This window comes from Micromonospora siamensis (assembly GCF_900090305.1).
GTDB lineage: Bacteria > Actinomycetota > Actinomycetes > Mycobacteriales > Micromonosporaceae > Micromonospora > Micromonospora siamensis.
The window spans coordinates 2,174,745-2,186,542 of the sequence record NZ_LT607751.1 but is presented as its reverse complement, the minus strand read 5'-3'; the positions used below and the strand labels follow the sequence as shown (position 1 = coordinate 2,186,542).

General features: G+C 73.2%; 10 protein-coding genes. 5 read left to right on the top strand and 5 right to left on the bottom strand.

All coding sequences use genetic code 11. From position 1 onward, the window contains the following. Positions 1-73 precede the first annotated feature (73 nt). From GA0074704_RS10065 to ftsY, 5 genes are all read right to left on the bottom strand, one after another. Positions 74-2,494 carry a [protein-PII] uridylyltransferase gene (locus GA0074704_RS10065; protein WP_088970253.1) on the bottom strand — a complete coding sequence of 807 codons (2,421 nt, stop codon included), beginning with the start codon at positions 2,492-2,494 and terminating at the stop codon, positions 74-76. 8 nt (positions 2,495-2,502) lie between these two features. Continuing rightward, positions 2,503-2,841, bottom strand: coding sequence for a P-II family nitrogen regulator (locus tag GA0074704_RS10060; protein WP_172880885.1), 339 nt, complete (start codon positions 2,839-2,841; stop codon positions 2,503-2,505). A 25-nt stretch (positions 2,842-2,866) separates the two neighbouring features. Then, entirely contained in the window at positions 2,867-4,279 is a 1,413-nt protein-coding gene (locus GA0074704_RS10055) for an ammonium transporter (RefSeq protein WP_088970251.1), read from the bottom strand. Positions 4,280-4,504: 225 nt separating this feature from the next. Then, a complete protein-coding gene (locus tag GA0074704_RS10050) occupies positions 4,505-5,368 on the bottom strand; it encodes a phosphotransferase (protein ID WP_172880496.1) in 864 nt (287 codons plus the stop codon). A 4-nt stretch (positions 5,369-5,372) separates the two neighbouring features. Then, positions 5,373-6,548, bottom strand: coding sequence for a signal recognition particle-docking protein FtsY (gene ftsY / locus GA0074704_RS10045; RefSeq protein ID WP_088970250.1), 1,176 nt, complete (start codon positions 6,546-6,548; stop codon positions 5,373-5,375). Between the two features lie 147 nt (positions 6,549-6,695). Between ftsY and GA0074704_RS10040 the strand changes: the two genes are divergently transcribed. The 5 genes from GA0074704_RS10040 to GA0074704_RS10020 all read left to right on the top strand — a co-directional run bounded on the left by GA0074704_RS10040 (position 6,696) and on the right by GA0074704_RS10020 (position 11,775). Further along, a complete protein-coding gene (locus tag GA0074704_RS10040) occupies positions 6,696-8,408 on the top strand; it encodes an alkaline phosphatase D family protein (RefSeq protein WP_088970249.1) in 1,713 nt (570 codons plus the stop codon). Between the two features lie 24 nt (positions 8,409-8,432). Next, positions 8,433-8,873: a MarR family winged helix-turn-helix transcriptional regulator gene (locus GA0074704_RS10035; protein WP_269458916.1), complete on the top strand. Its 441-nt coding sequence runs from the start codon at positions 8,433-8,435 to the stop codon at positions 8,871-8,873. 142 nt (positions 8,874-9,015) lie between these two features. Next, the gene (locus GA0074704_RS10030) at positions 9,016-10,635 is read left to right on the top strand and encodes an MDR family MFS transporter (protein WP_088970248.1); all 1,620 of its coding nucleotides are present in this window, start codon (positions 9,016-9,018) and stop codon (positions 10,633-10,635) included. A gap of 6 nt (positions 10,636-10,641) precedes the next feature. Continuing rightward, a complete protein-coding gene (locus GA0074704_RS10025) occupies positions 10,642-11,133 on the top strand; it encodes a universal stress protein (RefSeq protein ID WP_088970247.1) in 492 nt (163 codons plus the stop codon). Positions 11,134-11,244: 111 nt separating this feature from the next. Next, entirely contained in the window at positions 11,245-11,775 is a 531-nt protein-coding gene (locus tag GA0074704_RS10020) for a DinB family protein (protein WP_088973575.1), read from the top strand. The last annotated feature ends 23 nt before the right edge of the window (positions 11,776-11,798 follow it).

Genomic DNA, 11,798 nt, shown 5'->3' with positions numbered 1-11,798 from the left:
TACGCCACCGGGCGTACGTCCGCGCCGGTCAGCCGGCGGACATCCGGGGCAGCCGGGCGTACAGCAGCGGCGGTCAGCCGGCGGCGGCCAGCACGGCCGCTTCCAGCCGGGCCCGGTCGGCCTCCGCGGGCCACCCGCCGACGAGGTAGAAGGTGTCCACGACGTCCCCGCCGAGGGTGGAGATCCGGGCCGCCCGCACCTGGGCGCCCGCCTCGTCCAGGGCACAGGTCACCCGGTAGAGCAGCCCGGCGGCGTCGGCCGCCCGCAACTCCAGCACCACCGCGTCGGTGGCCGCCGCCCGGTGCCAGACCACCCGGGGCGCGGCGCCGGCCCCACGGGCGGCCAGCGCCCGGCCCCGCAGCCGCTGGTTGACCGAAACGTCGCCGCCGAGCGCCCGGCGCAGGTCGGCGCCGAGCGCGATGGGGTCCGGCGCCAGGCCGTAGCGCGGTTGGACGCGGCACTCGACCAGGGCCCGGCCGTCGACCGCCGAGGCGTCGGCGGAGATCACCTCCAGCCGGTGCAGGGCGAGGCAACCGGCCACCGTCGCGAGCAGACCGCGCCGGTCCGCCGCGGCCACCGCCACCCGGTCCTCGGTCAGGTGTACGACCGGCAGCGGCCCGACCAGCAGCGCCGGGTCCGGAGCGGGTGGGGCGGGCAGCACGCCGGTGTCCAGCGCGGTACGCACCCGGGCGACCAGCTCGCCGATCAGCCGGCCCTTCCAGTCCGACCAGGCGGCCGGGCCGGTGGCCGCGGCGTCGGCCCGGACCAGCGCGTGCAACAGGTCGAGGGTGCCGGTGTCCCCGACCCGCTCGGCGACGCCGGCGATGGTCACCGGGTCGGTGAGGTCCCGTCGGGTGGCCACGTCGGGCAGCAGCAGGTGCAGCCGGACCAGCGTGCCGATCAGTGCCACCTCGGGCTCGGGCAGGCCGATCCGGGTGGCCACCGCCTCGGCCAGCGGCACGCCGGCGACGCTGTGGTCGGCGACCGCGCCGGAGGTCCCGTCGCCGGGCAGCCCCTTGCCGATGTCGTGCAGCAGGGCGCCGAGCAGCAGCAGGTCGGGGCGGTCCACCTCGCGGGTGTGCCGGCTCGCCTCGTACGCGGTCTGCACCAGGTGCCGGTCCAGGGTGAACCGGTGCACCGGGTTGTGCTGCGGCAGGCTGCGCAGTCGGGTCCACTCGGGCAGCCAGCCGTCGACCAGGCCGTACCGGTCGCAGGTCTCCCAGGCGGGCACCAGGCCGGGACCGGCGCCGAGCAGGGTGACCAGCGCGGCCCGGGCGGCCGGTGGCCACGGGGTGGGCAGCGGTGGGCAGTACGCGGCCAGCCACTCGCAGGTGGCCCGGGCGATCGGCAGCCCGGTGGTGGCGGCCGCGGCGGCGACCCGCAGCGAGATGCTCGGGTCGGGGCGCGCGCCGATGGCGGTGCGGGCCAGCACCAGCTCGCCGTCCTGCTCGACCACGTCGCGGGCCACCGGTCGGCGCAGCGGCCGGCCGTCGGCGCCCCGCCGGCCGCGCCCGGAGCGGAGCCGGTCGGCGGCCCGCCAGGCGTCGTCCAGGGCGTGACTGACGGTACGGGCGTCCCCGGCGACCCGGCGCAGCAGCGCGTCCCCGTCGCCGCGGGTGGCCTCGGTCCCGGCGGCGGCCCGACCGGTGCGGGTGGCGCCGCCCCCGGCGGCCGGCGGGCCGTCGGGCCGCGACTCAGCCTCGGGCGAGCCGTCCGGCGGCCCGGACGGGAGGTGGCGCAGGCCTAGCAGGGCGGCCACCCCGTCACGTTCCTGGGCGACCAGCCGGTCCACCCGGCGGCCGACCTGCTGGTGCAGGGCGTCCCGGGCGTCGAGCAGGCGCCGGTGGGCGGCGTGCACGGCCGGGCGCAGCGCGTCGGTGATCCCGGCGGTGGCGATGGCCCGCAGGATGCCCACGTCGCGCAGCCCGCCGGCAGCCTCCTTCAGGTCCCCCTCGAGGAGGAAGGCCAGCTCGCCGTGGGCCTGCCAGCGGGCGGTGGTGAGTTCCCGCAGCCGGGGCAGCTGCCGCAGGGCGGTACGCCGCCAGTGGTCGGTGGCGGTGCGGGTCAGCGAGTCGGCCAGCGCCCGGTCCCCGGCGACCCAGCGGGCGTCGAGCAGCCCCAGGGCCACCTTGACGTCGTCCTGGGCCACCGACAGCGCCTCGGCCACGGTGCGTACCGAGTGGTCCAGCCGCAGTCCGGCGTCCCAGATCGGGTACCACAGTCGCGGGGCCAGCTCGTCCATCCCGGCGACCCCCGCGTGCACCAGCACGAGATCGAGGTCCCCGTACGGCGCGCACTGCCGCCGCCCCAATCCACCGACCGCGACCAGCGCCACCCCCGGAGGCAGCGGAACCACCCCCCGCAACCACCTGTCGAACGCCTCCGCCCGCCCCCTCCGCGCTCCCTCCCCGATGCCACCGACCTCGTTGATCAAGAGGTTTGCGTCACCGTCACCGGCGTTTCCTGACACATTCCTCTTGATCAACGAGGTCATGGTGGCTCCTACAGGGCGTCGAGGCCGCGTTCGTTGGTACGGACCCGGACCACCTCTTCCACGGCGGTCACCCAGACCTTGCCGTCACCGATCTTGCCGGTCCGGGCGGCGGCCACGATCGCGTCCACGATCTTGTCCACGTCCATCTCGTCGGTGAGCACCTCGACCCGGATCTTGGGCAGGAACTCGACCGTGTACTCGGCACCCCGGTAGACCTCGGTGTGCCCCTTCTGCCGGCCGTACCCCTGGACCTCGCTGACGGTCAGGCCGGCCACGCCGAGGGCGTGCAGGGCCTCCTTCACCGCGTCCAGCTGGTACGGCTTGATGACCGCGGTCACCAGCTTCATGTCCAACCCCTCCATCCCAGGAACGTTAACCGGCGACCTTCTCGTCCACCGGCGCGGTGGCCGGTGCGGGGGCCTCCTCCGAGGCCGGCTGCTTCGCGGCGCCCGGGCTGATCCCGGCCATCGCGAACGCCCCACCACCGCTGCCGGTGGTCGGCGACAGGTCGTACGCGCTCTCCGCGTGCTCGGCGTAGTCGATCCCCTCGACCTCGGCCTCGGGGCTGACCCGGAAGCCGATGGTCTTCTGGATCGCGAAGGCGAGCAACCAGGCCACCCCGCCGGACCAGACGGTCACGATCAGGCCGGCGAGGGCCTGCCGGCCGAGCTGGGTCAGCCCGCCGCCGTAGAACAGGCCGTCGGAGCCGCCGACCACGTCGCTGATCGCGGCGTTGACCGAGTTGGTGGCGAACAGGCCGAGCCAGAGCGAGCCGATCCAGCCGCCGACGAAGTGCACGCCGACCACGTCGAGGGAGTCGTCGTAGCCGAGCTTGTACTTCAGGCTGATGGCGAGCGCGCAGACCGCACCGGCGACGATGCCGAGCAGGACCGCGGCCCAGGGGGCGATGAAGCCACAGGCCGGGGTGATGGCGACCAGGCCGGCGACGGCGCCGGAGGAGGCGCCGACCATGGTGGGCCGGCGGTCCTTGACCCACTCGACGGCGAGCCAGCCGAGCACGGCGGCGGCGGTGGCCAGCTGGGTGTTGAGGAAGGCCAGGCCGGCGACCGAGTCGACGGTCAGCTCGGAGCCGGCGTTGAAGCCGAACCAGCCGAACCAGAGCAGGCCGGCGCCGAGCGCGACCAGCGGGATGTTGTGCGGCTTCATGCCCTCGCGGGGCCAGCCGATCCGCTTGCCGAGCACCAGGGCCACGCCGAGCGCCGCCGCACCGGCGTTGATGTGCACGGCGGTGCCGCCGGCGAAGTCCAGGGCGTGCAGCTTGGCGCCGATGATGCCGCCGCCCCACACCCAGTGGGCGACCGGGAAGTAGACCAGGGTGGCCCAGCCGAAGGCGAAGAGCAGCCAGCCGGAGAACTTGGCCCGGTCGGAGATGGCGCCGCTGATCAGCGCGACGGTGATCACCGCGAAGACCATCTGGAACGCCATGAAGACGTAGAGCGGGACGCCGATGCCGCTGGGGTTCTCCGCCGTGGCGCCCCACAGGTCGGTCTCGGCGAGGAAGGTCTTGGTGCCCAGGTAGGCGCCGGGGTCGCCCCAGAACCCGTTGACGTCGGTCCCGAAGGCGACGCTGAAGCCGTAGAACCACCACAGAACAGAGATGAGCCCGATGGCGGAGAAGCTCATCATCATCATGTTGAGTACGCCCTTGGACCGGTTCAGGCCGCCGTAGAACAGCGCCAGCCCCGGGGTCATGAGCAGCACGAGAGCGGTCGAAACCAGCAGCCACACGGTGTTGCCGCCGTCGATCGTCGGTGCTTCAGGCACGCTGGCCTCCTAAAGGTGAAGTCCTCCTTCGCGGCTTCCGGGGCAGCGTCGCCCGTACGCCGGTTGGGCCGAAGCTTGGTCGGCGGCTGTTTCCTTCACCGACACCCCTCGATTTCCGGCGCGTGACACGTTGTTTCCGACGTGTGAAGAACGCCGATCTTGGGTCGGGAAGACGACGCAGGGGCCGTTCCGGGTACGGAACGGCCCCTGCCTCAGCGTTGCCCGTCAGCGCAGGGCGTGCTCCAGGGCGTGCCGCTCGTAGTCGAGCAGGCGCAGGTCACGCATCGGGCGACGAAGGTGACCCTTGTGCACGATCCGGACGAACGCCGGCTCACCGGCGGCGGCCATCCGGCGGATGCCCTCAACGTGGTCGACGATCCGCTTGCGGATGGTCCGGATCAGCCGGTGCCGGTCGCGCGGGATCAGCCCGTACGCGTCGGCGAAGAGGCGCAGCCGGCGCGGCCGGTCCGGGTGCTTCCAGCCCAGGGTGATCGAGTCCCGGTCGGAGAAGATCGGCACCCAGGTCCAGGCCGCGTACGCCACGTCGTAGATCCGGGCGCCGGGCGAGGCGAGGTCGAAGTCGATCAGGCCGAGGGTGCCGTCGGGGCGCCAGATCACGTTGTGCGGGGCGGCGTCGTGGTGGCAGATCACCTCGGTGTCCGGCGGCGGTGGCCCGAACGAGCGCCAGACCGCGCCGGGCGGCGGCACGAAGCCGTACTGCGCGTCGTGGAACATCCGCAGCATGGTGGCCACGGTGACCAGCGCCTCGTCGGTGACCCAGTGCCGGGCGAGCGGATATTCCCCGCACTCCCCCTCCAGGTACGACAGGACCTCGCGGTTGCGCTCGTCCATGCCGAGGGCGCGCGGCGCGCCGGTGAAGCCGACGTATTCCAGGTGGCGCAGCAGGGCGTGCACCGAGGGGGTCCACGGCCCGGCGTTGCGCCGGACCGTGTCCCCGACCCGGACCACGGTGCTCACGTTCCCGCCGTGCAGCGGGATCTCCTGCGCCGTCACGTACGGTCTGCCGAGGCGCTGGGTCGGCTCGTTGGGGTCGCGCCAGCCGCGGTAGGCGCGATCGTCGGTGGTCACGTGGTCAGGCGGCTTCGGTGCCGAGCAGCGCGTCGACGAACTGCGCCGGGTCGAACGGGGCCAGGTCGTCGGGGCCCTCGCCGAGGCCGACCAGCTTGACCGGGATGCCGAGCTTGCGCTGCACGGCGATCACGATGCCGCCCTTGGCGGTGCCGTCGAGCTTGGTCAGCACCACGCCGGTCACGTTGACCACCTCGGTGAAGACCCGGGCCTGCTCCAGGCCGTTCTGGCCGGTGGTGGCGTCCAGGATCAGCAGCGTCTCGTCGATCGGGCCGTGCTTCTCGACGACCCGCTTGACCTTGCCCAGCTCGTCCATCAGGCCGATCTTGTTCTGGAGCCGGCCGGCGGTGTCGATCAAGACCGTGTCGACGCCGGTGTCGATGCCGCGCTTGACGGCGTCGAAGGCGACGCTGGCCGGGTCGGCGCGCTCGGGGCCCCGAACGGTCTCGGCACCCACCCGGCCGCCCCAGGTCTCCAGCTGGTCGGCGGCGGCGGCGCGGAAGGTGTCGGCGGCGCCGAGCAGCACGGTACGGCCGTCGGCGATCAGCACCCGGGCGATCTTGCCGCAGGTGGTGGTCTTGCCGGCGCCGTTGACCCCGACGACCAGCAGCACGGCGGGCACGCCCTGGGTGCCGGTGGTCTTCAGCGACCGGTCGAGTTCCGGGTCGAGGGCGTTGACCAGCTCGGCGGCGAGCAGCGCGCGCAGCTCGGTGGCGGAGCGGGTGCCGAGCACCCGGGTCCGCTCGCGGAGCCGGTCGACGATCTCCCGGGTGGAGTCGATGCCGACGTCGGCGGTGATCAGGCTGTCCTCGATCTCCTCCCAGGTGTCCTCGTCGAGGTGGTCGCGGCTGAGCAGGCCGAGCAGGCCCTTGCCGAAGACGTTCTGCGAGCGGGACAGCCGGGAGCGCAGCCGGACCAGCCGGCCGGCGGTGGGCTCGGGAACCTCGATGGTGGGGGCCGGGGCCTCGACGACCGGCGGCTCGACCAGCACGCCGGTGGACAGGTCGGACTCCGCCGCCTCGACCGGCGGACCGGCGAGGTCCTCCTCGGCCCGGGTGTCGACCTCCGTCTCCGGCAGCGGCGGCTGGGGGCGCCGGCGCAGCTTCGGCACCACGAGGCTGAGGCCGCCGAGGATCAGCACGCCGAGCAGGGCGAGTGCGACGAGGAGGTATTCCTTCATGCCGAAATCCTGTCAGATGCCGGCGACCGCGTCCCACTCACCGCCTCGGCATGCGAACAACCTGCGGGTACGCTCGCGTTCGGTAGGCGTGCCGCAACCGCCGGCCGGGTAGAAGACGATCTAGAGGATCTTCGTCGGAGGTGCGTTTTGCCCAGTCCCCGCCTGCTCATCGGGCCCCTGCTGCGTCGGGTGGTGGGCACGCGGGCGACCGTCTGGGTGGAGACCAGCGGACCCGCGGTGATCACCGTCCGCACCGCCGACGGGGCCACCGGCTCCGCGCCGACCTTCACCGCGTACGACCACCACTACGCGATCGTGGTGGTGGAGGGGCTCACCCCGGACAGCGCCACGGAATACGAGGTGCGCGTCGACGACGAGGTGGCCTGGCCGGTGCCCGAGAGCGGCTTCCCGCCCAGCGTGATCCGGACCCGGGCCGCCGACGACGCCGACCAGCCGGTCCGGCTGCTCTTCGGCTCCTGCCGGGAGACCACCCAGCACGCCACCGCCCGCAAGCTGCCCCCGGACGCGCTCGACGCGTACGCCCGGCGGCTGATCGCCGCCCCCGACCCGGCCGCCCTGCCCGACCTGCTGGTGCTGCTCGGCGACCAGGTCTACGCCGACGAGACCTCGCCCACGGTGCGCCGGCTGCTCAAGCGGCGCCGGCGCCGGCCGAAGGACGCCCCGGCCACGCAGGTGGTGAGCTTCGACGAGTACACCAAGCTCTATCTGGAGTCCTGGCGGGATCCGGAGATCCGTTGGCTGCTCTCCACCGTGCCGAGCGTGATGATCTTCGACGACCACGAGGTGATCGACGACTGGAACACCTCGAAGTCGTGGCGGGCGGACATGCGCGAGCAGGCCTGGTGGCCGGAGCGGATCCGCAGCGGCCTGGCCTCGTACTGGGTCTACCAGCACCTGGGCAACCTCTCCCCGGACGAGATCGCCGCCGACCCGGTGTACGCGAAGGTCACCGCCGCCGAGGACGCCAGCGGGGTGCTGCACGAGTTCGGCGAGCGGGTCGACACCGAGGCCGACGTGGCGCACGACACCGAGCGCTGGCGGGCCGTGCAATATCAGTGGAGCTACGCGCTGGACCTGGGCCGAACCCGGCTGGTGATGCTGGACAACCGCTCCAGCCGGGTGCTGGAGCCCGGCCAGCGGGCGATGCTGCCGTCGGGCGAATGGTCGTGGTTCCTGGACCAGGCGCACGGCGTCTACGACCACCTGGTGGTCGGCGCGTCGCTGCCCTGGCTCCTGCCGCCGGGCATCCACCACGTCGAGGCGTGGAACGAGAAGCTGGCCGACTCCGGCCGGCCGTGGGTGGCGAAGCTGGCCGAGCAGATGCGCCGGGCCTGGGACCTGGAGCACTGGGCGTCGTTCCGGCGCTCCTTCGACGCCCTGGGCGAGCTCTTCGCCCGGCTCGGCAGCGGACGCGCGGCCCGGACCGGGGACCGGGTCGGCGCCGGTCCGGCGTACCCCGCGCCGGCCTCGATCAGTGTCCTGGGCGGGGACGTGCACCACTCGTACGTGGCCCGGGCCCGGTTCGCCGACCCGTCGGTGCACACCCCGGTGCACCAGCTGACCTGCTCCCCGATCCACAACCAGGTGCCCGCGGCGATGCGCCCGCTGATGAAGCTGGGCTGGAACCCGGGGCCGGCCTCGGCCACCCGGGCGCTGGCCCGCTCGGCCGGGGTGCGCCGCCCCCTCGTGCGCTGGAGGAAGCTCGCCGGACCGTACTTCGGCAACGCGATCGGCACCCTGGCGCACACCGGCCGGGGGGCCGAGGTGGTGATCGAGGGCACCACCAGCGACGGTCACCTGCGGGAGGTGGCCCGGCAGCGACTGACCGCCACCGACTGATCGTCGCCCCGTACGCTCTGTGCCGTGGAGGAGCAGCTGCCGGAGCCGTTGCGGGCGGTGGAGCACGAGCTGGGGGCGCTGCTGCGCCGGGGTCGGGCGATCTCCTGGGAGATCGCCCGGGAGGTGCACCCCAACCTGGAGCCGAACGCGTACGGCCTGCTGCTCTGGCTGCGCCGGTCCGGCTCGACCCGGCTGACCGACCTGGCGGTCCGGCTGGGCATCGGCAAGGGCACCTTGAGCCGCCAGATCCACTCGCTGGAGGCGCTGGGCCTGGTCCGGCGCGACCCGGATCCGACGGACCGGCGGGCCGCGCAGATCAGCCTCACCGACGAGGGCACCCGGCGGTTCGACGCGGCCCGGGCCTCCCGGCTGGGGCAGATCCGGCACACGCTGGAGAGCTGGTCGCCGGAGGACATCGACGACTTCGCCCGGCTGCTGCGCCGGTTCAACGACGCCTTCCTCTGAGTCCCGGACCGGGCGGAACCGGACGGGTGGGACGGTCGCCGCGCGGAATAGATCTGCGCCACGTCCGGTTGTTGCTTCAGGCAACGAACCCATACGGTTGCCTCAAGCAACTCTTCCCGACTCCCACCGGAGGCACCCCACGATGACGCAGGCGTCAGCGCCCACCAGGGCGACCGCCGTCGACATGACCCACCGGCAGATCCTGGAGGCCCTCTCCGGCCTGCTGCTGGGCATGTTCGTCGCGATCCTCTCCTCCACGGTCGTCTCCAACGCGCTGCCGCGGATCATCACCGAGCTCAAGGGCGGCCAGTCCGCGTACACCTGGGTGGTCACCTCGACGCTGCTGGCGACCACGGCGACCACCCCGATCTGGGGCAAGCTCGCCGACCTGACCAGCAAGAAGATCCTGGTCCAGCTCTCCCTGACGATCTTCGTCCTCGGCTCGGTGCTGGCCGGGCTCTCCCAGTCCACCGGGCAGCTGATCGCCTGCCGGGTGCTCCAGGGCGTCGGCGCCGGCGGTCTCACCGCGCTGGCCCAGGTGATCATGGCGACGATGATCTCGCCGCGGGAGCGCGGCCGATACAGCGGCTACCTCGGCGCCGTGATGGCCGTCGGCACCATCGGCGGCCCGCTGATCGGCGGCGTGATCGTCGACACCGACTGGCTCGGCTGGCGCTGGTGCTTCTACGTCGGCGTGCCGTTCGCCATCGCCGCCCTGATCGTGCTCCAGAAGACCCTGCACCTGCCGGTGGTCAAGCGCCAGGTGAAGATCGACTGGTGGGGCGCCACCCTGATCACCGCCGCGGTCTCGCTGCTGCTGATCTGGGTCACCCTGGCCGGCGACAAGTACGACTGGCTCTCCTGGCAGACCGCCGTCATGGTGGCCGGCGCGGTGCTCCTCGGCGCCCTGGCGATCCGGGTCGAGAACCGGGCCGACGAACCGATGATCCCGCCGCGGCTGTTCCGCAACCGCACCATCACCCTCGCCGTGGTCGCCAGCATCGCCGTCGGCGTGGGCATGTTCGGCGCCTCGGTCTTCCTCGGCCAGTACTTCCAGATCAGCCGGGGCGAGAGCCCGACCATGTCCGGCCTGATGACCCTGCCGATGATCCTCGGCCTGCTGATCTCCTCCACCGTCGTCGGCCGGATCATCACCAACACCGGCCGCTGGAAGCGGTGGCTGGTCCTCGGCTCGGCCCTGCTCACCGTCGGCTTCGCGCTGATGGGCACGCTGCGCTACGACACCCCGTACTGGCTGATGAGCATCTACATGGCGCTGATCGGCCTCGGGCTGGGCATGAGCATGCAGAACCTGGTGCTCGCCGTGCAGAACACCGTCGGCCCGCACGAGCTCGGCGCGGCCAGCTCGGTGGTGGCCTTCTTCCGTAGCCTCGGCGGCGCGATCGGCGTCAGCGCGCTCGGCGCGATCCTCGGCCACAAGGTCAAGGACTACATCGCCGAAGGGCTGGCCGGTCTGGGCATCAAGGCCTCCGGCTCCGGCAGCGGCGGGGTCCTGCCCGACGTGCACACCCTGCCCGCCCCGATCCGGACCGTCGTGGAGTCCGCGTACGGGCACGGCGCCGGGGACATCTTCCTGGCCGCCGCCCCGTTCGGGCTGATCGCCCTGATCGCGGTCATCTTCATCAAGGAGGTGCCGCTGCGGCAGCGCAACAGCGACCCGATCGCCGGTGAGGTCGAGCAGGAGTCGACCGTCGCCGCCGGCGCAGGCGCCGCGGTGGTCCGGACCGGTATCCGGGACTGATCAGCGATGACCGCACCCGTCGAGCGTGAGCAGTACGGTCCGCAGGCCCGTCCGTCGCCGTTCGAGCGCGGCACGGACGGGCCCCGGGTGGTGCTGGTCGGCACGGACGGCACCCGCACCTCGCTGCGCGCCGCCGCGTACGCCGCCGGCCTCGCCCGCCGGCAGGGCGCCGGCCTGGTCGTGGTCTTCGTCAGCTCGCCCGCCCCGTACTCCGGGATCATGTCCGGCGTGGTGGCCGGGGCGGTCCAGCAGACCCACGACGAGCTGGCCGCCGAGCTGCGGGCCGAGTGCCGGCGCGGAGCCGAGGAGCTGGGCGTGCCGGTGACCTTCCTGTGCCGGCGTGGCGACGCGTACGCCGAGCTGTGCCGGGCGGCCGACGAGACCCGGGCCGACATGGTCGTGGTCGGCTCCTCCGAGCAGGCCGGGCACCGCCTGGTCGGCTCGGTCGCCACCCGGCTGGTCCGCACCGGCCGCTGGCCCGTCGTCGTCGTCCCCTGAGCCGCCGGGAGGGGCCCCTGCCACCGCATCCGGTACGGCAGGGGCCCTCCTCAGCATCCAGGTCGGATACCGGGTCGCGCCGTCGCGGGTCGAGCGGCGAGGATGGCCGCCATGACCTGGACTGCACCCAAGATCGACCGGACCACCGAGCCGTTCGGCGGCGACGAACGCCCCATGCTGGAGGGCTGGCTCGACTACCACCGCGAAACCCTGCTGCTCAAGTGCGCCGGCCTGACCGCCGAGCAGTTGAAGACCCCCAGCGTCGAGCCGTCCACGCTGACCCTGCTCGGCCTGGTCCGGCACATGGCCAACGTCGAGCGCTGGTGGTTCCGGATCCGCGCCGCCGGGCAGGACCTGCCGGGCGTCTACGACGACTCGCAGGACCCGGACGCCGACCTCAACGACTACGTTGACGCCGACCCCGAGGCCGACTTCGCCATCTTCGCCGCCGAGGTCGCCGCCGCCCGGGCGGCCGTCGCCGGGCTTCCCCTGGACGACGTCCTCCGCGCGCCGCGCCGCGACGGCACGCCCGAGCACCGGAACCTGCGCTGGGCCTACCTGCACATGATCGAGGAGTACGCCCGGCACAACGGCCACGCCGACCTGCTCCGGGAACGCATCGACGGCGTCACCGGGGACTGACCCCGCTCCGGGGAGCAGGGCCG

Excerpts from the sequence above, each read along its gene's own strand:
- ftsY (WP_088970250.1), bottom strand. The coding sequence starts at position 6,548 with ATGAAGGAATACCTCCTCGTCGCACTCGCCCTGCTCGGCGTGCTGATC.
- GA0074704_RS10020 (WP_088973575.1), top strand. The coding sequence starts at position 11,245 with ATGACCTGGACTGCACCCAAGATCGACCGGACCACCGAGCCGTTCGGC.
- GA0074704_RS10030 (WP_088970248.1), top strand. The coding sequence starts at position 9,016 with ATGACGCAGGCGTCAGCGCCCACCAGGGCGACCGCCGTCGACATGACC.
- GA0074704_RS10065 (WP_088970253.1), bottom strand. The coding sequence starts at position 2,494 with ATGACCTCGTTGATCAAGAGGAATGTGTCAGGAAACGCCGGTGACGGT.
- GA0074704_RS10060 (WP_172880885.1), bottom strand. The coding sequence starts at position 2,841 with ATGAAGCTGGTGACCGCGGTCATCAAGCCGTACCAGCTGGACGCGGTG.
- GA0074704_RS10025 (WP_088970247.1), top strand. The coding sequence starts at position 10,642 with ATGACCGCACCCGTCGAGCGTGAGCAGTACGGTCCGCAGGCCCGTCCG.